A 20,943-nucleotide genomic window follows, 5' to 3' on the forward strand; every position below is an offset into this window, starting at 1 on the left:
CCGCAGACCTTCCTTGGTGACTACCGCGGCATATTGGTGAGCGATGGCTACACCGCCTGGCGCACATTGAATGGTGCAACCCATGTGGGATGCATGGCTCACTCCAGGCGGCGCTTCGTTGATGCCCTCAAGGCGAGAAAGAATGGCGGCGGCCCGCCGGAGCAAGCGCTCCGGTTCTTCGAGCAGCTCTACCGGATCGACAGGCAGGCGCGAGAGATAAAGCCCGACGCCGGTGAAACGCAGGCCGACTGCATTCGCCGTTTCCGGCAACAGCACAGCTTGCCTGTCCTGAACGCTCTAAAGACGTGGCTCGATAACATCGCGCCGAAGGTCGTGCCGGATACCAAGCTCGGCGATGCTGTGTCCTACGCCCTGAACCAATGGGATTATCTGACGCGCTACACCAGCGACGGCAGGATGCCGATCGATAACAACATTCTGGAACGCGACATTAGGGTTTTTGCCGAACCTGAGTCATTGTGCACTCCTTCTTTAAGTGTTTGTAAACATTGGAAGCGTGTCGATGTCAAAAGTGCGACACGGGCGGCCCTTTCGGGCTATCGCGGCTTGGACCGTCGCGGAAGCAAGATCGCTGGCCCTGATTTGATACGGTGCGCCGGGAACCACTTGCTCGGCAGACAACACATTCGTCTTGATAAGGTGGCGTATTCTGTGGTTCGTCACACCCAACGCGGCCGCAGCCTCTGTCATGGTCAGCCATTCGCCGTCTTTGCCGGCTGATTTGTAGGCGTGAATGGCGCGCACTCTTCTCACGGAAGCGACACGGTGTGCGGTCCAGGTCTTTCCTTGACCAGTAGGCATACCCATTCTATTGAGCGAGGCGGCGATATGTTCATCTGACCAACGTCCTGCCATGCTCCGCATCACCGCCAGAGCATCGTCCGTTGTGGCGCACCCGTGTTCACCGGTCTGGGGCTTGCGAACCTTGATCTCTGAATGCTGACCGCCTTTCCAGTGGATGGTCAAAACCACATCACGCACTTCATCATCAACATCGACCACAATATCGGCGATCAATGTACGTAGCAGTTGCTGGCGCACGCGCATGGTGACATCCGGTGAGTCCCAGGCCGCTTTCATATTGTCGGCGAGGTTTGCGAAAGTGCCTGGGTCAACTTCAATAGTTGCAGGACCTTCCGTAGGCCTACGTACTTCCAGATCGCGGACGCGGCGGAGCGCCGTTTCCCAGTTCTTCTCAAGCTGTGCAGCAATCAGCCGGTTGTCTGGATCGCAAGCCGCATATCGACGCTCAGCAAGGCTTGCCTCGTAACGGGCCTGCTGCAGTTCCAGATCGTGAATATGGCGCTGGTCGTCCTGTCGCTCCCGATGCATCCGCTCTGCTTCAAAAGTCGCTTCAATTGCTAATGGTTCTACCGCGTGCAAGAGCTCCAGCGCAATCGCTGCATCAACCTTCGAGCCGCCGAACGTCATGCAACGGGGCAAACCCTTCATCTGGTTCTGTTTATAGCAGCGATAAACAGGATTATTTGGATTTCCTGTGTAGGCAACACTCAGTCGCTGCCCACACCGTCCGCAGGTTAGGAGACCCGATAGTAGCGCCTTTCCGCCGCGCCCCGATTTGGCGCCTCCTGAGCGACCGTAATTGTTGAGCGCCAGTATCCGTTGGTTGCGCTCGTACTCATCCCAGCTAATGTAGCCTTCGTGATGGTCACGGATCATCACCTCCCAGGTGCCCGGCGGTTTGCTGTGCCCGTAACTACGGCGGGCTCTTCCATCAACGATAGCAGTGCGCTTCTCGCTCTTTCCATAAACGTAGACGCCGGCGTAGAACGGGTTCTTCAGGATGCCGATCACATTGCGATAACGGACTGGCGTCCAGACAAAGTTTGTCATACGCCCTTCATCCGATGGACGTGGGAAATAAATCTGGTCTTTCGTCATCGACAGAAGTACCTGGCGCGCACTTCCAAGCTCGCTGAACCGGCCAAATATAGATCTGATAACGTCCTGCAGACGCAGATCGGGATCAAGCCCTGCTTCTCGATGCCAAATGTAGCCGAAAGGCACAGAAAGCCGCAATTCGCCACGCTGCGCTTTTGATCTGGCGGCGTCGAGCATGCGAGCTCTCAGGACGCCCAGTTCAAATTCGCTGATGCTCCCCTTCATTCCCAGCAGCAGACGGTCGTTGGGTCGGCACGGATTATAGACACCGTCGTGGTCTATGACACGGGCTTCAACAAGGCCGCAAAGTTCAAGCAGATGATGCCAATCGCGCCCGTTGCGTGCCAGGCGCGATGCATCGAAGCATAGAACGGCACCAACCTTGCCGGCGCACAGCAGCGCGACGAGACGATCGAAGCCTGGGCGCGCAACAGTCCCGCTGGCGGAACGCCCGAGGTCGTCGTCGATGACCTCGACGTCCCTGAAGCCGCGTTGTCGCGCGATATCAACGAGATCGTACTGCCGCCGCTGGCCCTCCAGATTGGTCATAACCTGCGACTGCGTAGATTGCCGCACATAAACAATGGCCTTGCGCGCGAGCAGCGCTGTCGGAAGTAAGTCAGCGCTGGTCATCGTTGAACTCCTCGACGACCAGTCCGGCGGCCTGCATCAGCAGACAGGCCAGTGTTGATATTGCCGTCTTGCGATCCTTGTCGCTCAGTCCGTCGAGCGTCCTTGCTTTGAATATCAGGTCCAGTTGCCGGCCCGACGCCGGCACAAGCGGATTGCGGGATCTCATCATGGTTCTCCTGAGTGATTCTACGTTCACTTCGGAAGTTTGCGGGCTTATCGTCACCGCTGACCAGCCTGACCAGCTCGATCAGCGCCGCAAGATCGACGCGTGGAGTTCCTAAGGACATGCCGCTGCACGCCACAGGATCAATCATCCACCCCGAAATAGCGGTCACAACGCCTGTCGGTCCCAAAACCTTCAAAAAGCGACCTGTCGCTCGTTCTTCAACGCGGCGAATGGAAACCTTATGGCCGAAATACGGATGCCAACGGTAATAGACCTCGACTTCGTCGCCGACATGGGCAGAATGAACGGGGAATTGCGACCGGAAGAAAATCGTGGCTGTTCAGCGACACCGCTGACGGAGCCAAGGCCAGCGCAGTGATCTATAGTTTGATGCTGACCTGCCGCGCCTGCGGCGTCGACCCGCTCACCTGGCTACGCCACGTGCTCACTGAGTTGCCACAGCGGGGCCAAGCGGCCGAAATCGGCGACCTTTTGCCGTTCAACTTCTCCAAGGCTAATGCCCAATAAAGCTGGGTACCGCTAGAATCCGTGCGCGATTACCCCTGAAGAGGCCGTCTAGGCGCATCGAAAATCGCGCTTACCGAGTAACATCCACAAATGCCAACTCCCCTACCCTCAAATTTTCTTTTCTTTCATCCATATCTCAATGATCTGACCATATGTGTAGCGGTTCTCCTCGCAGTAATCTCTAAACCGCTCAGAGACGCTGATTGGCAGGCGAACCGAGATTTGCGTCGAAGGCTCCTTCCTTCGGCGCGAGGACATCACCTTGGGTTCCACGTCTTTGCTTGTGAAGCCGGTTCGCTCGGCTGCGCGATCGGCGGCGGCAATCTCCGTTTTGGTCGGCTCATCGTCGTCAGTTGGGAGCGGGATTTGCGATATGCCGGAAAGACTGAATCGATTGCTCATGCGGCATCCTCCTTGCGTGGCGTCAGCATCGAATAGACCTCCCCCGCCAGCTCCTCTGCATTGGCGATGGCCTTATCGACACCCGATACCCTCGATGGGTCCAGTTCGTGAACGGCGACCCGGTCCAGGAAGATGGTGCGATATGCCTCACGGGCACGAAGCTGGGTTTGTAGAATATGCACGCCCTCATCTTTTGCGAACTGCTCGAATTCTTTGTGGATTTTTGATTTGAACGCGTCGGATCCGGGCGTCTCCATCATGACGCAGGCATAAGGCACCGTTCGGCCTATGCCTTCCATTTCATCACGAATGAGCTTGATGGCCTCAATCGCCTGGTCAATGTCCTCGGGGCTGGGACGGACCGGTATAAGCACCAGATCGGCCCGCAGAATGACTCGGGAGAGAACGAGAGCCGCGCGGCCGGGAGTATCGAGGATGACGATTTGGTTGCGCGACCTCAGGTCCTTGAGTACCTCAAAAAAGTCATCATTGGATATATCCGCAACAACGTGAATATCGCATTTGGTCAGAACAGGCAGCTCGCCCTTCCTGCCCTCTTTCCATTTTCGTTGCGATTTTTGCGGATCGTTGTCCATGATCGCAACAGAAGCCCCGCTACGATAAAATGTCGTTGCGAGCACATTTCCCAAGGTGGACTTGCCCGCGCCGCCCTTTGGGCTCATCACCGCGATCGTTGGCATGTTTTTTCCAATCCTGTTTGCCGGCGTCATCAAGCCGATACGACGATGCATCAAATTTACTTAACCCGCATCGCCATGCACCAGTAGCATTTAACTGCAGTTAAATCAACTCAACTCACACTAAATGCAGTCAACACGAATCAAATGCATTTAGCTGCATTTGGTACCACATAAAGTTACCCCACTATCGCCTCAGATGCGGGATAGGCTTGTGATGTGCTGAAGAAGCCTCCAGGAAAATGCTCTGATGTAGCTGGGGAGAATGCGTCCTGAACAATAAATCGAACACCGGCGAGCTTTGCCATGTTTTTCAGCAAGAGATGTAGGGCTAGTCGCGTAGGTCGTAACAGCCGTATTGTATCGAATTGGCGTACCAACGGTACGCTGTTATTGCCGATTGGTCCGTGGAGCAACATCCTACATTGTTATTGCAGACATCTACCTCTCTTTGAAGAGTCAGTTGAGAAGTTCCCCGCGGGGAACTCAGTAAGGATCGTTTTTTCAAAACCAATCGTCGTGAGCTACTCATTATAACGACCCAACATAACGTCATTTGGGGATGCACACTTCCGCTCGGATCACCTGAGGGTTTGACCTGAAGGAGGTGAGAAACCTTTAACTAAAGCTGCCGGCCTAACGGTTCCCCGCGGGGAACTTGGTTGAACGTCTCGCTTCAGCAAATTAATCACACTCATTTCGAGCTATTCAATCTATGCCGCGGGTCTCAATGAATCCAAAAATCGCCTGTCCTCAGCTTCTCCGTCTGTGACCGGACATGTATCTGCTCGGCGTGAGTATCCCGTGAAACCAATTCGACTTCATCCAAACGACCCTCTCGAAACGACAACCTCGCCCCACCACGTTGGCCGATAACTCTACGGTCCTTCCCTCCCCTCGCCTTGAAGAAACGAAGGATCCTGCTCGTGAAGGTGTCTTCGCCTGGCGTCCCCTCGTCACATTCTTCTTTGATAGGAGGCGCTATTTGCTCTCAATAAAGCCATCAGCATCGGACCAAGCGAAAACTGACCGCGCTGGGCCTTAGCCGTAAGATCTCTAAGATATCCTCCTGGGCATTGTATCGCCTCGGCTCTCTGCAAAATGCAGGCCACGACAGCCGAAACGTTATCTACACCCATCACGGCGCATGCTGTTTGATAGGCTGATGGAGTAATGCTTAGCATAGCCACCACAGTCGAAGTGGAGACCGCCAAATCGCGCCAGCTTGTAATTGATCCTTGTGGCCCATAGTCCAATATGCTCGGGCACGCTTTTAGTACCATTTCCAGAGGGTACGCTTTTACGGGTTTGGCGGCGTTCAGTTCTAAATCATCGCCTGACTTGTTCGTTGCTGCTTCAAATTCAATATAAGATTCAGTATTTGTATTCTGTATGTGGTGACGGATTTCGCTATCATTGGTGACGGTTTTTTCGGAAATAACTTGAACTTTCAGCTTGTTAAGCACCTCAATGCGAAGTTGTTCAAGATTGTCCAGAATAATTGCAATGATTGGCAGGGTTTTTGCGCGGCTTATCTCACTTACGATTTCATCGTAACGGCTTTGTGCTGCCGCACAATCCCCACAGACGCCTTCGTTAAGGGCTGTAGAAATGAGCATGCGTATATCGCGCCTGCAAAGGGAGATGCGTTCCTTGAGCGCTTTGATCCTCTGCGCCGTGGCCGTAACCTCGGCAGCGACCAACGCCAATTCTACCGAACGTGCGAGCAGGGGAGATAAGTCGAAGCCGTAGGCGGTCTCGATAGCTCCGGAGCGGCTCTTCCGTGCGTAACGTTTGCCATTGGGGCTGTCTTTGCGGTGGATCAAGCCTTTGGTGACGAGGATGGCAAGATTTTCCCGTAAGGTCGTTCCTGCAATTCCGTTCGCACGTGCGGCCAACTGTTCATTGGAGGGGAAAACGATAAGGTTCTCGCCGTCAGTTAACTCTGATGACGGATGAAAGGACAGGAGCGCGCTAAGGACGGCAAGTGCTCTATCGCGCAGGCCGAGGGTGGACCGGGCGGCGCACACGTTCCGATAGACCTTCCATTTGTCTATCGCGTGAGCAGCCGAGATCTCGGAAAGTGCCAGTTGTCCTTTTATCATGGCGAGCGGCATCGCCCGCCGCCCGAAGGGAGTGGTTACCTCAATACGCATTTTTTCACCTATCAATAGGCAAAAGAAATTCGATCACCAAAACGATGCCAAAGACTCTTGACTGACTTACGTGAAAATGCGATTCTCTGTCTTGCTTAAGGATGTGAGAAGGGCTTCCACGACGGAAACGTTTGGGGGCCTTTTTCTTTTGCGGGTTATCCTTCTTTGTTGATTTTCTCTCGCATCAGAAACTCTTGATGCAACGAAGATAGTTTCTCGCCGAGAAACTCGACAAATTCAGACGGTACGACTTTCGAAAACGCCAGTTTAGTGCCGGATTTTGAGTAGGTTATCGTTGCCAGTGCGGCGCCGTCTAAAATGATCTCGTTCTTGGCCGTTGGCTCCTTAACTGGCGCTGATTTTGCGTTAAGCGCGGCCAGTGCGAGGGAAAAACGCTCGCCGCCGGCGACATCGCTTGCCTCAAGTGCCGACTTGATAACATCCGCACTGTCCTCGCGTGCAATCCAGCATTTGTGGAATTCAACCCACCTGCGTCGCCCGATATCGGGGGAGCGTCCGACAAGTATCAATGTTTCCCGAGGGATCGAGTCGGCGATTTGAAGCATCTCTGAGACATGCGATTTGCCCGTGGAGAGAGAGGCGGCGATCGTATCTCGCTTGTAGCCCGCTCGTTCCTGAAGCAAGGCAAAAACACATTTTTCAATGAACGAGAGATCGTTACGATTGGTGTTTTCTTCGCCCTGGAAGATGATCGCTTGCTCGTCGGTCAGATCGCGCAATATTGCTCGAAACTTGATGCCGAGCTTCTGTGCCGCAGCCAATCGTCTACGACCGAACACGATCTGATAAGGCTTGTCTCCCGTTTTTGAGGGGCGGACAAGGCCAGGCACTATCTGGCCGCTTTCCCTCATGGAGCGAATGATTTCTTCAATCGCCGCTTCGTCATAGGATCCGTCGAAGCGATCCTGCAAGGAAGACGGCGCAACCTCATCGGGCGCAACCTCAATAATGCGCTCGCCTTCAGCCAATAGTTTTTCGAGCGCCTCGCCTTTCTCATGAATCTGGCGAACGCCAGCGGCGACCTTCAGAAGGTGAGGGGAGGCGGTTTTGTGTACGGCATTGGGGGGCTGGCGATCTTGCTGCGCGAGGAGGTTGGTGAACAGCTCGCGGGAGTCTTTTCTGCTCATTCGCGTCCCCATGCCGTCCAGAGTAATTTTTCAATTTCATTATTCGCGGCGTTGAGGGATTCCATCGCGCGGTCGTAAGTTTTCGGAGACGAAAATCGCGAGCGCTGAACCTCATAGAGGCTTTGTTTCCAGGTCAAGGCGTCTGCCACGGCCGTGGACTTCATCACCATGTTCAACAACAGGTCCTCGCCAAAAACCTGGCGCATCAGCGCTGTCATATTCGCTTGCGGGTGGTCATTAGGCTCAAACTTGGTGACGAGGAACTTGGCAAAGTCCCAGTGGGCCGCCGCTCCCATGTCGCTGAGTATCTTCATGTAGGAGCCGGCGAGCTCCAGAAACTTGCCCGTCGAATCGACATCAAGCATATGCGCCGGCACCGGAATCAGGACGCCGGTGGCCGCCGTCAGCGATGACAGGGTGAGGAAGTTTAAGGATGGGGCGGAATCGATCAGGATGACGTCATAGTCCTCCGCCACCTGTTCCAAAGCCTGGGAAACTCTGAGCAGAAAGCTGGTGCCGCCGTTCTTGCGCATTTCCAATGCAACAGCGGTTTCAAACTCTGTCAGTTCAAGGCCGGCGCAGATGACGTCAAATCCGGGAATATGGGTTTTATTGATCAGCTCGGCCGTTGGTCTTTGTTCCTCGAAGCGGATTGCTGCATATAGGGTGTCATCCTGACGGGGATCGAAATTCGGCAAATTGCCATGCAGGCTGGTCAGCGATGCCTGTGGATCGAGGTCTACGGCAAGCACACGATAACCCTTCAGGGCCAGATAGTGTCCCAGATGGATGGTCGTGGAGGTCTTGCTTGAGCCCCCCTTGAAATTTGTCACCGCGATTATCTGGCATTCTTCCCCTGAAACGCGCCGGGGGTTCATCCACTTCTTGCGCCCTTTCTCAGCCAGCATCAATCTCAGTTCAAGGATTTGCTCCAGCGAATACATACGGCGGCCATTGACAGTGACCTCCGGCGCAGGACCTTTCTCTTTGAGAACGATCTGTCGAATGTAAGCCTCCGAGACATCCAGCAGCGCAGCGACTTCAGCCGACGAGAACTTTCTCATCTCTCGTCTTGCATCCGGCGGATATTGGGCAAAAGTCAGATTTTGCAGCGCAAGATCGAGCTTGCTTGCGAAATTCTGCATGAAATCAAGGCTGCTTAGATGTCGATTCACGATTCCATCCTCATCCGTTTGGAGGAACTAAGCGCCAACAGTGTTAACGAATCCTTAATTCTCGCATTGTTTCGCAAAAAAACGATACTTCCTCTTTTTTGCGTAGTTACAGAGATACATCGATTCGCATTTTGTGCCAAACAGCATCGCGTTTCATCTGTCATAATCGGGAATATTTCTCGTTTCGAGGAGTGAGGGCATTTTGTGAGCAGGCCTTCCTGAAAGAGTTGTGGAGTCGACCCAATTGGGTGGAACCATCAAATTTGGAGAATGGTCGATCTGGGCCAGTTGAAATCAACTCAAGAAAGTAATACCATTCTTGGTGTTGGTATTACAGGAGTGCCGGATGACGACAACAGTAACGGCCAAAGGGCAGGTCACGATTCCCAAAGCCGTGCGAGAGCTTCTAGGAATTGCTCCGGGAAGCGCTGTCGATTTTGTTCGCGCTCCAGACGGCCGCATTGTTCTCGTCAGGGCCGACAAAAAGCAGCCGCCGACGCGCTTTGCCAAACTTCGGGGCCATGCCGGAGAGGGGCTGAGTACCGATGCTATTATGGCGCTTACCCGTGGTGACAAGTGACGCTCGTCGATACAAATGTCTTGCTCGATCTTGTAACGAATGATCCGACATGGGCCGACTGGTCAATCGAGCAACTCGAACTTGCAAGCGTTTCGGGTCCATTGTTCATCAACGATGTTGTTTATGCCGAGCTTGCTGTTCGGTATGAACGAATTGAAGCGTTAGATGCTTTTGTTCATGAAGCGGGATTGAAACTGATCCCTTTTCCCCGCCCTGCATTGTTTTTGGCAGGAAAAGTCTTCACCCGGTATCGTCGGGCGGGCGGCTCTCGCACCGGCGTTTTGCCTGATTTTTTTATAGGTGGTCACGCGGCGGTTCAAAGTCTTCCGCTTTTGACGCGTGATATTGGTCGATATCGGTCCTATTTCCCAACCGTGACATTGATATCTCCTGAACAGTAGGCGACGAGACTGCGGGTTAGGACCATGGCACCGCTGCGTGGTAGTCGACACGCCGTTTCGACAGACATCGTTTCACAGGCTTTGTTGCAAATTTCGATTTTGGTCATAGTCGCCGTTGGTTGGGACGTGGATTACCTGGCAGCTCACGGCTTTCGAGACTCTGAGCGAGCAATGCAACGGCCTCCGTCAGTGGCACGTTCAATGATGCGTGCTTCTCCACGGTTATGGACCTACAGCAACGACCGGCCTAATATGAGTGCTGGCGGCATCGCACCCGCACAGAAACTGGCTGCGGAATTCTACTGCGAAGCCCCGTTAAAAACGGGGTTATTTCAACCAACCAGGGATTACAGGGAAAGCGGGGATCTCTCTCGCTCTACTCGGTCGCGGTTCTCAATCATCGCTCTACGCGTAGATACCGCCTTTGCTATTTCAAGAGGAGAAATCTCACGGGCCGAGGAGCTATTTCCACGATATACTTCTTGCTTTTGGTGCACGCGCGCGACAGGGGCCGTTGTAGAGGCCGCCGCCGCACGCATTCCAGGCGAAGGTTTTTGCTCCTCTCGGCCCATGATTTTTTGAGAGACGTTCTTGAGAAGAGCCTTGAATAGATCTCGAAATCGTTGCCGCTCAAGTTGGGGCAACCTGCCTTCTTCGTGATCATTCACACGCGGTTGTTCCCGTTGTTTTATGTCTGCGAGCGCCGGTTCCTGTCTCGCCTGAAGCTTCCGGAGTCGCCCACGGTGCGGAGGCGGCGCCTCTGGCGTCGCCGGAAGCTTGTTGGCTGGTGAGTTGCCTGTGTGGCCATTGGAATTGTCATGGCCAGCGGTGCGGGCACAGAATTTCTGGAAATCTGAATAAGCGTTGGGACCAGGATGAAGCTTCGGCAGCGGCCAATGGCCGTTTTTCTTCGCCATTTCAATAAGCCGCTTGATTTCATCATCTGATGGTCCACGGATCCCGTCGGTGCTGATGTTGCGTATATTTTGTAAGGCTTCCTCCTCATCCAACTTTTCTGGGGTGAGCCTCGTTCCTTTTGACTCCGCTTCATAATTAACGCGGTCTCTGAGATTCAATTTCAGACTGTCTACATGCCTCTTCCAGTCACCCTCTGGAGTATATCCGTAATGCCGATCCATAGTGCGTTGGCCGAATACTTCTTTTAGAATTTCTTCGGTCATCTCAGACCTTGCGTTCACCCTTGCCCTTGCCTGCGCAGCGTCGAGTTCGGGTTGCATATTTTCTGCGATGCCCTCTGCTTTGCGGCGGTCGTCGATTCTCTTGTCGATAGACGCTTCAGGTATGTTTTCCCAAAGGAACTCTCGCTTTTCCCGCAGTTGATACGGAATATTATCGGTAATCCTGTCTGCCTTCTCTTGCGCGAGCCGCCTTTCCTGTTTCTCCCTTGCTATATCAAGCGGATCTTTGTTCAGATCCCTCTTCATAGCGTCTTTAATACCCTCCAGTGACCAAGGCTCTTCATTCATGAGAAAATTATCCTTCAGGTATATCCATAGAGGATATGGAAGATACTATTTCCCGTGATGTTAATTACGTTGAATGATTATTTCATCTCGTTTTTATGCCTTGTTACAGGTGAAACGAATATTAGTGTTTCCTAATTGGAGGACGTCACCGGGTTTAATGTTAGGAGTAAAAGCGGCGTAACGTTCCATCGCATTGGATTCTCTGTGGGCTGCCTGAGCCGGCGCGTCCTTCCACTGCAGCTCGTTCCTGATCACATAGAGGATGCCGCTTATCACGCGCCGGTCATCGACCCGTGCAACACCGTGCAGACGCGGAAAATGCGGTGATATTCGCGCCATCTGGCGTTCGGAGGTGCTGCCACCCTGTTTCAGACGGCCGCCGCGAACACCTCAGGGCACGCTTCGGATGTGGCACAGTCCATTATCGTGACAACCTGGAATCTGGCGATTGCGGGCGGCGGCATTGTCGGCGGACTATTGCTCGAGCACTCTGGCGTCGAATGGCTCGCCTGGTCGGTTTTGGCACTCTTGCTGATCGCCTATGTTATCGCTTTTCTGACAAAGGACAGGGGCCTTCCCGCCAAGCCACGTGGCTTTTGATGTCCGCTTAGGGCCGGATGCGGCCATCGGTCGCAAAGCGTCAAAGCGCGATACCTCTCGTGCTGCAACCGCCCCAACCTTTCCAAGGCAGACCTCGGCAACCATCCGGTCGAAACCGGCGCGGGTTACGCCTCCGGCTGCCGAACGGCCAAGATCTTCATCAACTGTTTCGATCTGCGACCAGCCAAGTGCCGTCAGGCGGTCACGCATGGCGTATTGAAGGGCGCTACTTTCGCGATTGTGCAGAACCTGATGAGCCGACGATTGTCGGACATACAGAATGGCCTTGCGCTCAAGATGGTGCGCGCTGATCTTCTCATGCATCATGACCGGCCTCCCTCGACTGGGAGGCGCTCTCGCCGTTGGCGTGGTCGACGAGCAGCCGCACGATGAGTGCCGTCAACGCCTGTTGTGTTCCTTCCGGCAACGTCTGCCATTGCGGCATCGCTGGTGTCTTCCCGCTGTGTGTGCTCGAGAACAGATCGAACTGATATGTCGTAAACTGGCGTGGCATGGACATCTCCCCGACTCGTTTCGTGAGAGATCAATGCTGCGCTCATATCCGCGCCTTGTGACGGAGTGCATGCCTCTTCCAGCAACTTTGCCAAAGCAAGCAGGCAAGCAAAATCGGCATACGCAATTGGCAAGGCCAACCACCGTGCACTCAGTGTTCGGTCAAACATCCACACCGGAACTTCGAGCAACCGGCATGACGTCGAACCCGAAAGGCTGCAGCGGAACACGGCAGACCCTTGTCCACCAGTCCATGGACATGGACAAGCCGCCCAGACCAGGGGTGCCACGGATATAAAAGCTCCCGAACCTCGGTCCCGTGGGTGTTCCGTCGCCCTGTTGTACAACGAAATCCATCCCCATTCCGCTCTCAAGATGGCTTCCCCTCGGCAGTTCATCAGGGCTAAATCAATCTAGCCGACATGTCCGGCGAAACGGGGGACACTCCAGCTCAAGAGCTGCGGCTTCGCAGGCTCTTAACATGTCAACTCATCAAACTTACTGATCTTGCCTGCATATTGTTTTGCAGTTGCCTGAGTTCCGTTTTGAACCGCGCCGGGTTTGCCGGAGACCTCAACTCGTGAGAAGTAGGGTCTATGACAAGCAAGACGACGAACAAATTCTCTCCTGAAGTTCGTGCCCGAGCGGTTCGAATGGTGACGGAGCATGAAGCCGAACATCCTTCGCGATGGGCGGCAGTATCATCCATAGCCGCCAAGATCGGCTGCTCGGCGCATACCCTCCATGAATGGGTGAAGAAGGCCGAGATCGACAGCGGCAAGCGTGCAGGTTTGCCGAGTGATATGGCGAAGAAGATGAAGGCTCTGGAGCGGGAGAACCGCGAGCTTCGTCAGGCGAATGAGATTTTACGCAAAGCCTCGGCGTATTTTGCCCAGGCGGAGCTCGACCGCCCACTGAAGCGATGATTTCCTTCATCGACGAACACCGCCCGGTGCTCGGGGTCGAGCCGATCTGCAGGCTGCTGCCGATTGCCCCGTCCACCTATTATGAAGTCGTCGCCAAGCGCACGGACGTGGGTCGCCTATCGGCCCGCGCCCGGCGCGATATGGCTATGAAAGTCGAGATACGCCGGGTGTTCAACGAGAACTTCCAGGTCTATGGCGTGCGGAAAGTGTGGCGACAGTTGCAGCGAGAAGGCTTCGATATCGCTCGGCTCGCACCGTCGCAAGGCTCATGAGAATGATGGGTCTTCAAGGCATCATTCGTGGCAAGCCGATCAAAACCACTGTATCGGACAAGTCTGCCCCGTGTCCGCTCGACCGCGTCAATCGCCACTTCAAGGCTCCCGCGCCGAACATGCTGTGGTTATCCGATTTCACCTATGTCGCGACCTGGCAGGGCTTCGTTTACGTGGCCTTCGTGATCGATGCCTTTGCCCGACGTATCGTCGGTTGGCGGGCAAGCCGGACTGCCCATGCGGGCTTTGTGCTCGATGCTCTGGAGCAGGCACTTCATGATCGGCGGCCCGTCAAACGCGGCGGGCTGGTTCATCATTCCGACCGCGGCTCGCAATACGTGTCGATTCGCTATTCTGAGCGGCTGGCGGAGGCGGGCATCGAGCCGTCTGTCGGGAGCGTCGGTGATTCCTATGACAACGCTCTCGCCGAAACAATCAACGGTCTTTACAAGGCCGAGGTCATCCATCGGCGAGGACCATGGCGCAACTTCGAAGCCGTGGAGTTCGCCACGCTCGAATGGGTCGACTGGTTCAACAACCGACGGCTTCTGGAGCCAATCGGAAACATTCCGCCTGCCGAAGCCGAAGAGCGATACTACGCCATGCTGGACGCGCCAGCCATGGCCGCATAACTTAAACCAAACGGTCTCCGGTAAAGCCGGGGCGGTTCACTCCATTGTGGACACAGACTCCTTCATTCGCTGCTCAGTGAATAGGTGCGGGGAATTGTGCGCTTACGTTTATATCGCCTCGTTAGATTGGCGAAGTAGGGCTCTTAAGTGCAGCGGCTCTGTGATCTCGCCCAATTATCCCTGTTTGATACCAAAGCGGATCCCAGTGCGGCTTTAGCAACAACGTCAACAAAGCGGTGCAGGCAGGTCTGACGAACGCCCCGACGGGCCGCTGTTGTTAATGTGCTCTAACGTGCAACGGATGGACCAATTTCTCGATTGATGAACACCTCTAATTCGCTGAGCAGGGCTTCAACTAGATGCAACTCGTCAATTTCACTCAACGAGCCATCCGTGTGGACATTCATCAATTCATTGCGAACACTGCTGAAGAGGGCATCGACTTCTTCCCGAGTAGGGTGTGCTTCCAGCCATGCTTCATAAAACCGGCGACTGAGAGTGTTAAGCACGATGTTGCTGCTGAAAAGCGAGAGCGGCGTAGAAAACTTGATCGTCAATTCAATTCTCTCTGAGAGTTAAGGGTGTGATGAAATTTGATGCGCTCTCGTAGACTTAAGATTTTTTATCCGGCCATCCTCTTATACCGCAGGAGAAGCCAATTGCTTGTCTGCGCCTAATTAGCCCCGCCTTGCAGATCTTATCTAACCGCCATCTCCGCTGCCTACAAAGTCTTAAACGGTTTCATCTGTAGGCTGCGTGTTTCACTAATTCCGGGACAGTCTCGGACGTGGATTCAAGGTCGATTTTTGTAAGCGGCGTTCTGGCAGATTGCCTCCTCATCATCGGTTGAGAGGGCCATGCCAACCGGCCGATGCGCCACATCGGAAAGTCGTGCCAAGACCTGTTCGAGAAGGTGGAGAGAAAGGCGCTTGCGCCGCTGCCAGCAACGCCGTTCGACTATGCGGAATGGAAATCGGCGAAGGTCCATCCCGATTACCATGTCGAGGTCGACAAGACATTCTACTCTGTACAACACCGCCTGATCGGTCGACTGGTGATGTGCGTCTGATCCACCGGGTGGTCGAGATATTTGTCGATCACAAGCGGATTACCTGGCCATATCAGGCGATCCGGGCAGATGACGGTCAACAAGCACATGCCCAAATCCCACCAGCGCTATGCCAACATGACGCGGCGACGCCTCGTTCAGTCAGGATTGGGTCCTGTGTTGGATAGCCAATTCGTCATCAGATCGGTAAAGTCTGCAACGGCATGGTCTCTGCTGATTTGCCCACGGACCAAGCAATCCGACAAGGCTTCGCCCGCGCCAATAATGCCCACGCAACGGCGTTGCGTAACCTCAGGGGCTAGTGTTGAAAGAGGTATCAGCACCTTTGAAAAGAACCCGGCATGGCCGTCGATCATTTCTCGCTGATAGGCATCCATCTGTGCGTCACCCTTCAACGCTGCTCCGATCGCGTGCCATTCCGGCCCCACGGTCTTGTAGCAATCCATGTACGTCGTAGCGAGAACGCGCGCGACGTCTTCTAGTTGCCTGGGGGTCTGATCGATCGCGTCAGCCAATGCCTGCACCTGACGATCCATGATCTCCCGATGCAGGGCGATCATGAGCCCCGCCCTAGTCTCAAAATGATTGTAAGTGATCGGCTTGCTTACCCCCGCATGTTCAGCAAGGGCTCCCAACGTCAATGCATCCGTTCCTTGTTGTCGCACGATCCTGTGAGCCACTTCGAGCAACTGGGCGCGGCGATCCGCTTTGGGCATCTTTTTAGACAATCGGAATTCCTACCTTGACACCTATCGACAACTCATCAATGTTACTATTAGTAACTTACATAAGGTAACATACTCTGGTCGCGACTTCCACTCTATTTTGCAGGCTTTTGTCGGTTTGCCCAACGGGAGGCTCGCGGAAGACGCACAACGAAACTCGAAGGATCTGTAATTGTTGAAACTCACGCGTAGAACGCTGCTCGCAGGATTTGGAGCAACGACATTCGTCTCTGCATTTCCCGCCATGGGCAGCCAGGGTCTTGGCCCACCCCTCATGCCACCCGTCCGCATGATCAGCACCAACGGTATCAACCTCGCAGTCTACGAGGCGGGATCGGGGCCGGTGGTAGTCATGCTGCACGGCTTTCCGGGATTGGCATACACATGGCGCTACCAGATCCCTGCACTGACCGCCGCAGGCTATCGCGTCATCGTTCCCGACCTGCGCGGCTACGGCCTCAGTGATATGCCCGAAGCCGTCGAGGACTACGACATCGCCCATCTGACTGGAGATGTTGTCGGTCTCCTTGACGCGTTCGGCATCGAGAAAGCGATCTTCATGGGCCATGACTGGGGCGGGCTGCTTTCGTGGCAAATGGCGCTTTTCCATGAGAACCGCACTGCCGGCGTAATCTCGCTCAACACACCGCACATTCCACATTGGATGCTCTGGTTGCATCCCGATCTCGTGGCTCCAGTGTTGCAGACGGGTCGCAAGTTCATCCCCGATCCTAAACACGACCCCATTGCCCAAATGCGAGAAGTCTACAGCCCCAGGATGTACGTGCTGATGTTCCAGGACGGAGACGTGGCCGACACCATAATGAATCGCAATCCACGTGACACGTTGCGTGGGGCATTGCGCAAGGATCTCGGCACACCCGCCGGGTGGGACCAGCTCCCAGTCGCATTCAAAAACATGGAATATTACGGGCAGCCTACGCCCGATCAATTCTATGGTCAGGATGTCCTCAATTCCGAAGAACTTGATTTTTACGTCAGGCATTATGACCGTACAGGCTTTACGCCGGCCATTAATTGGTACCGCAACATCACGCGAAACTGGAAATCGGGTCTGCGTGTCGACCAGACGATCCGCGTGCCATCTCTGATAATGTCCGCTGCCAACGATGTCGTTCTCCGGCCAAGCATGACGGACGGCATGGATGCCTACGTGCCGGAGCTTGATAGGCATGTCGTGGCCGATGCCTGGCATTGGACGCCGGAGGAAAAGCCCGACGAAGTGAACAGGCTTGCTATTTCTTGGCTGCAAAAACGGTTCCCGGCGGCCGCGCGCTGATGCCGACGTCGAGTGGATCGCCGGATAAATTTCAATCTTTCCGCCTCTACCGAGCGGACATCGCATCTGCATCGATAGGAGACATTTGATGACGGCAAAAATTCTATTCGTGGGTGGCTCCGGTGTTGTCGGACAACAAATGGTCCGTCTCTTTCGCAAAAGGCACCCGGAGCTGCCAATCCTGATCGGCGGGAGAGATGTCGAAAAAGCATACTCCATTGCCCAAGATGTCGGCCTGGCTGACGCGGTACAGGTCGATACAGCACAACCGCGGCTTGGGCTTGATCCGGACATCCCGGTCTCTGCCGTCGTGATGCTGGCGCCGGACGCTGGCCTGTACGGTTTGCGCTTTGCGCAGGACATGCGGCTCCCCTACTTGAGTATTGGCAACTGGCTAATCGAAGTCGGCGCCGAAATGGCCCATTTTATGCGTCGTCCCGATGCGTCGCCCGTAGTACTTTCCAGCCACTGGCATGGCGGACCATCGATTTTCTTGGCGATAGCATCGTCGAAGGACCTGGATGTCGTACATTCGATCAAGGTTGGAGCAATCGTGGATGACCTCGACTCAACGGGGCCTGCTGCGCTGGAGGACATGGAAATGGCAGTGGAAGGTGCCTCCAGCGTTCTGGGTTTCAAAGGTGGGCGCCGCGTCTGGTTGAGTGGTGACAACGCCAAAAGGAGTATCAATGCAATAGATGGCAGACCGTTTTCGGCCGCAGCTTTTGCACCCTATGACATCGTCAGCCTCCACGCTGCGACGGGCGCGCAGGAGGTTCGCTTCGATCTTGCCAGCGGCATTTCCTCCAGTCGTTTGCGTGGAGGGGATGTGGGAACCGAATTGATCCTCGAAATCGAAGGCGAGATAGACGGTCGACCGACGGTGCGACGCTCGACTCTGGAATTTACGAGAGGGCAAGCGACGTTGACGGGTCTCAGTGCCGTTTTGTCACTTTCAACAACTCTTGGGCTAGAAGGGCGTCCCGCAGTTCCCCCCAGCCTCTACTTTCCCGAGCAGCTGATGGGTCCGAACTGGTTCTTAGAAGAGCTCAGACAGGCAGGAGCGACGATCAATATTGACTTGAGCTAAGGTCAATGGACTCTCCGAGACCCAACCGCGGCTGCAGCAATTTCGAAGCCCAGGTAGCAGTAGAGGGCCAATGCGAGAGGGAGATGAGCTGCATTTCCTCCGGACCGGAATTTCCGCTGGAATGCCGATCCGGCGATCAAACACCTCACGGCGTTTGATCGGTTCAAGGCCGGTAAGAACGGCGGATCCATGGCGTCAGAAGACTAGGATGCCACAACTTTGTGCACAGGAATATGAGCCGTGGCGGCGGTGGCGTGAATCCCCTCCTGACCGACACGGAGACACTGGACTTTGTGCAGTCCCAGGCGCAAACGTCGCGCTTTGTCACCTCGGTCTGCACCGGTTCACTGGTGCTCGGCTAGGCCGGACTGCTCGCCGGGAAACGGGCAGCTACGGACTGGAACGCGATGGATTTTCTGCAGCGGTTCGGGGATCGCGGTGGATGAGCGTGTTGTCCGTGGTGGCACCCTGATAGCCGCAGGCGGTGTCCCGAAATACCCTACTCAGCATCAGCCGCGCCAGATGGGGTTTCCTTGCCGCTTACTGAATTTACAACAGATGAGGTAATCCGCCGTAGGGTCATCAAAACTGCTGTAACGATCAAATCCTGATCCTGGGAGAGCGTTCCCTAAGGCCGGGAGGGTGCACTCACAACCGCAGCCCGAGCGTTCTGGTGACGCTCTGCTTCAGTTCATGCTGCCGTGTGAGTTCATCAGACTGCACTTTCCCGACCAGGTGCGCGACCCTGACGATCTGCTCCACCCGGTCAGCGACATCGGCCCCGATCCGCAGGTCCATTCTGGCCAGCTGCAGCCTGTCTGCTGTTCCGAACCGCTGCTGCAGGGCATTCACGATATCCTGCGCTTCCGCCAGCGCTTTTCTGCCTTCTGCCGAGTTCCTCATATGGTCGAGGAATTCTGGCTTCTGCTGATGAGACAGGGCGTCGAGGTATGTGAGGATTTCCTCGCTGCGCCGTGTGAGAGCCGGGACCTCGACTACATCGCGTTTCTCCCGCTGCCATGTTTCGGAGCTGCGGGCGGCCTCGATCTGCCGCTTCTGTCTCTCTCTCGCACTCTGGACCTGACTGGCGAGCGCATGGGCGGAGCGCAACGCCTCTTTTCTTTCTTTGTTGTCACCGAAGATGCCTGAGTTTCCGCGCAGGGTTCCGAACTGGTCGGGCCGCTGGCTGATGGCTCTCGCCAGAATGGCGGGATCGATGACATATGTCTGGATGGCTGCCAATGCGCTGAAGACATCGTGATAGACACGAAGGGCGATATTGAACACTCTTTCCATGCTCTCTTCCAGATCCGGCCGCGCTGCTTCACGGGCGACCTCGTCAATGGATCTGTCGTAACGGGTGATGGCCGGAACGAGCGGTGGGAGGACCTCGGGCGGCTGATGCCCGGGCGGCTGATACTGGGGCGACTGATGGCGCAGGTCACTCTTCGCCATCCGGTCGGCCCGCATCCCCTGTCGCTGTCCTTCCATTATCTGCTGCAGGGACGTCTGCCGGATCCCGTCATCGCGTGGCTCTTTCAGCCCGCGCCGTTCGGCAAAGGCCCTGATATAATCGAGTGTGGTTTCCTTGAGCCCCGAGCGGCTGAGGCTGTCAGTGAGATCCTTCATATCCCCAAGCTCATCGCGACCGGCATAAAGTGTTGCCTGATGACGATGACGGGTCATGGCGACATAGGTCAGATGCCGGTCCATGCTGGCGGACGCCATGACGAAAGCCCGGTCGACGGTTGTCCCCTGTGCCTTGTGAATGGTGGTGGCGTAACCGTGATCAAACGATTGGTAATCTGCTGGCCGGACAGTCAGCCTGCGGCCGGTTTCCTGACCGCCTGAACCGCCGTCGAGCCGAAGATGCAGTGCGTCCGGTTCGACGGCTTCAACCGTTCCCAGCATGCCGTTTTTGACATCAAGGTCGCGGTTGTTCTGCAGCAGAACGATACGGTCGCCGGCGGCAAAGGCACGTTTGCCGTCGATGGTCTGATAAATGATCTCGTCATTCGTTTCCTTTAAATTATCAGTCGCAATAGCTTTTGCGTCAGCCTGCAGCGGAGCGCCTGCTTTCGCCAGAACACCTTCGGCCTGCAGACCTTCCCGGATGGCGTCATTGATGGCGCGGACATCGATGCGGCGATGGGCAAGGGCGATGCGGGACTGATCCGGATTGTCCCTCCGGTCCTGCAGATAATCACGCACGAGATGGCCGCATGCCTGCGCGCGATTATCGGCAAACCGGATGGCATTGTATCTGGCATACTGCACCAGAGCATCTGACGTGCGGCGGGTGGCGAATGCGGTCGAGGCCAGTTGCTGCCACGCCTCGTTCTGGCGGCGGATATCTGTCAGTTCGATGGCGCCGGTCCGTTCGGTGATGGCACGGAAGGGCGAGCCTGCCCCGATCGCCTGCAGCTGCTCATGATCACCGACCAGCACAAGTTTGGCGCCACGCGCTTCGACCTCCCTGACGAACCGGCAAAGCTGCCGGCTGCCGATCATGCCGGCCT

Annotated in this window: 18 protein-coding genes, 5 pseudogenes and 1 other annotated feature; of the genes and pseudogenes, 9 read left to right on the forward strand and 14 right to left on the reverse strand. The window is 55.3% G+C overall.

Features of this window, described 5'->3' with window-relative positions; genetic code table 11:
• Window positions 1-465 (forward strand): annotated as a pseudogene (locus RS75_RS26045) (IS66 family transposase); the annotation flags it as partial.
• Window positions 466-492: 27 nt separating this feature from the next.
• Here RS75_RS26045 and RS75_RS24435 read toward each other — a convergent pair.
• Both RS75_RS24435 and RS75_RS24440 read right to left on the reverse strand, forming a co-directional pair.
• Window positions 493-2,556 carry a recombinase family protein gene (locus tag RS75_RS24435; protein WP_045025205.1) on the reverse strand — a complete coding sequence of 688 codons (2,064 nt, stop codon included), beginning with the start codon at window positions 2,554-2,556 and terminating at the stop codon, window positions 493-495.
• Window positions 2,543-2,722: a hypothetical protein gene (locus RS75_RS24440; RefSeq protein ID WP_045025206.1), complete on the reverse strand. Its 180-nt coding sequence runs from the start codon at window positions 2,720-2,722 to the stop codon at window positions 2,543-2,545. Before RS75_RS24440 ends, RS75_RS24435 begins: the two co-directional genes overlap by 14 nt.
• Window positions 2,723-3,028: 306 nt before the next feature.
• On the opposite strand from RS75_RS24440, the pseudogene RS75_RS26055 reads away from it, so the two are divergent.
• A pseudogene (locus RS75_RS26055) lies at window positions 3,029-3,250 on the forward strand (transposase domain-containing protein); the annotation flags it as partial.
• 108 nt (window positions 3,251-3,358) lie between these two features.
• Here RS75_RS26055 and RS75_RS24445 read toward each other — a convergent pair.
• The 5 genes from RS75_RS24445 to repA all read right to left on the reverse strand — a co-directional run bounded on the left by RS75_RS24445 (window position 3,359) and on the right by repA (window position 8,829).
• A complete protein-coding gene (locus tag RS75_RS24445) occupies window positions 3,359-3,652 on the reverse strand; it encodes a hypothetical protein (RefSeq protein ID WP_045025207.1) in 294 nt (97 codons plus the stop codon).
• Window positions 3,649-4,404 carry a ParA family protein gene (locus tag RS75_RS24450; protein WP_084687214.1) on the reverse strand — a complete coding sequence of 252 codons (756 nt, stop codon included), beginning with the start codon at window positions 4,402-4,404 and terminating at the stop codon, window positions 3,649-3,651. The genes RS75_RS24445 and RS75_RS24450 overlap by 4 nt, the downstream gene beginning before the upstream one ends.
• A 902-nt stretch (window positions 4,405-5,306) precedes the next feature.
• Window positions 5,307-6,506 (reverse strand): plasmid replication protein RepC, encoded by a 1,200-nt coding sequence (gene repC, locus RS75_RS24455; protein WP_045025209.1) that lies wholly within the window; start codon window positions 6,504-6,506, stop codon window positions 5,307-5,309.
• A 155-nt stretch (window positions 6,507-6,661) separates the two neighbouring features.
• Window positions 6,662-7,654: a plasmid partitioning protein RepB gene (gene repB / locus RS75_RS24460; protein WP_045025210.1), complete on the reverse strand. Its 993-nt coding sequence runs from the start codon at window positions 7,652-7,654 to the stop codon at window positions 6,662-6,664.
• On the reverse strand, window positions 7,651-8,829 hold the full coding sequence (gene repA, locus RS75_RS24465; RefSeq protein WP_045025211.1) for a plasmid partitioning protein RepA: 1,179 nt from the start codon (window positions 8,827-8,829) through the stop codon (window positions 7,651-7,653). The genes repB and repA overlap by 4 nt, the downstream gene beginning before the upstream one ends.
• 346 nt (window positions 8,830-9,175) lie before the next feature.
• On the opposite strand from repA, the gene RS75_RS24470 reads away from it, so the two are divergent.
• Window positions 9,176-9,409, forward strand: a complete 234-nt coding sequence (locus RS75_RS24470; RefSeq protein ID WP_045025219.1) for an AbrB/MazE/SpoVT family DNA-binding domain-containing protein — start codon at window positions 9,176-9,178, stop codon at window positions 9,407-9,409.
• Window positions 9,406-9,810, forward strand: a complete 405-nt coding sequence (locus tag RS75_RS25265) for a type II toxin-antitoxin system VapC family toxin (RefSeq protein WP_052679762.1) — start codon at window positions 9,406-9,408, stop codon at window positions 9,808-9,810. Before RS75_RS24470 ends, RS75_RS25265 begins: the two co-directional genes overlap by 4 nt.
• A 347-nt stretch (window positions 9,811-10,157) precedes the next feature.
• Here RS75_RS25265 and RS75_RS26815 read toward each other — a convergent pair whose 3' ends face one another.
• The 4 genes from RS75_RS26815 to RS75_RS24490 form a co-directional block, all read right to left on the reverse strand.
• The gene (locus RS75_RS26815; protein ID WP_045025212.1) at window positions 10,158-11,297 is read right to left on the reverse strand and encodes a hypothetical protein; all 1,140 of its coding nucleotides are present in this window, start codon (window positions 11,295-11,297) and stop codon (window positions 10,158-10,160) included.
• 93 nt (window positions 11,298-11,390) lie between these two features.
• The gene (locus tag RS75_RS27510) at window positions 11,391-11,636 is read right to left on the reverse strand and encodes a transposase (RefSeq protein ID WP_052679763.1); all 246 of its coding nucleotides are present in this window, start codon (window positions 11,634-11,636) and stop codon (window positions 11,391-11,393) included.
• Between the two features lie 135 nt (window positions 11,637-11,771).
• Entirely contained in the window at window positions 11,772-12,224 is a 453-nt protein-coding gene (locus RS75_RS27255; protein ID WP_234704332.1) for a recombinase family protein, read from the reverse strand.
• On the reverse strand, window positions 12,214-12,411 hold the full coding sequence (locus RS75_RS24490; RefSeq protein WP_045025214.1) for a hypothetical protein: 198 nt from the start codon (window positions 12,409-12,411) through the stop codon (window positions 12,214-12,216). Before RS75_RS24490 ends, RS75_RS27255 begins: the two co-directional genes overlap by 11 nt.
• 595 nt (window positions 12,412-13,006) lie before the next feature.
• Here RS75_RS24490 and RS75_RS24505 point away from each other — a divergent pair.
• Window positions 13,007-14,240, forward strand: a pseudogene (locus tag RS75_RS24505) (IS3 family transposase).
• Window positions 13,291-13,407 (forward strand) — a sequence feature (AL1L pseudoknot). (Overlaps the previous pseudogene by 117 nt.)
• A gap of 287 nt (window positions 14,241-14,527) precedes the next feature.
• On the opposite strand, the gene RS75_RS26550 reads toward RS75_RS24505, so the two are convergent.
• Window positions 14,528-14,797, reverse strand: a complete 270-nt coding sequence (locus RS75_RS26550; RefSeq protein WP_139020916.1) for a hypothetical protein — start codon at window positions 14,795-14,797, stop codon at window positions 14,528-14,530.
• Between the two features lie 305 nt (window positions 14,798-15,102).
• Here RS75_RS26550 and RS75_RS26070 point away from each other — a divergent pair.
• A pseudogene (locus RS75_RS26070) lies at window positions 15,103-15,447 on the forward strand (Mu transposase domain-containing protein); the annotation flags it as partial.
• On the opposite strand, the gene RS75_RS24520 reads toward RS75_RS26070, so the two are convergent.
• Entirely contained in the window at window positions 15,447-16,037 is a 591-nt protein-coding gene (locus tag RS75_RS24520) for a TetR/AcrR family transcriptional regulator (protein WP_052675536.1), read from the reverse strand. The pseudogene RS75_RS26070 and the gene RS75_RS24520 overlap by 1 nt on opposite strands.
• A gap of 169 nt (window positions 16,038-16,206) precedes the next feature.
• Between RS75_RS24520 and RS75_RS24525 the strand changes: the two genes are divergently transcribed.
• From RS75_RS24525 to RS75_RS27260, 3 genes and pseudogenes are all read left to right on the forward strand, one after another.
• On the forward strand, window positions 16,207-17,334 hold the full coding sequence (locus RS75_RS24525; RefSeq protein WP_234704333.1) for an alpha/beta fold hydrolase: 1,128 nt from the start codon (window positions 16,207-16,209) through the stop codon (window positions 17,332-17,334).
• Window positions 17,335-17,422: 88 nt separating this feature from the next.
• Window positions 17,423-18,424 carry a hypothetical protein gene (locus RS75_RS24530; RefSeq protein WP_045025218.1) on the forward strand — a complete coding sequence of 334 codons (1,002 nt, stop codon included), beginning with the start codon at window positions 17,423-17,425 and terminating at the stop codon, window positions 18,422-18,424.
• Between the two features lie 242 nt (window positions 18,425-18,666).
• A pseudogene (locus tag RS75_RS27260) lies at window positions 18,667-18,913 on the forward strand (DJ-1/PfpI family protein); the annotation flags it as partial.
• A gap of 159 nt (window positions 18,914-19,072) precedes the next feature.
• Here the strand turns inward: RS75_RS27260 and RS75_RS24540 are convergent.
• On the reverse strand, window positions 19,073-20,943 hold a 1,871-nt coding region (locus tag RS75_RS24540), incomplete at its 5' end, for an AAA family ATPase (RefSeq protein ID WP_045025222.1).

Origin of the sequence: Rhizobium nepotum 39/7 (genome assembly GCF_000949865.1) — a bacterium.
Taxonomy (GTDB): domain Bacteria; phylum Pseudomonadota; class Alphaproteobacteria; order Rhizobiales; family Rhizobiaceae; genus Agrobacterium; species Agrobacterium nepotum.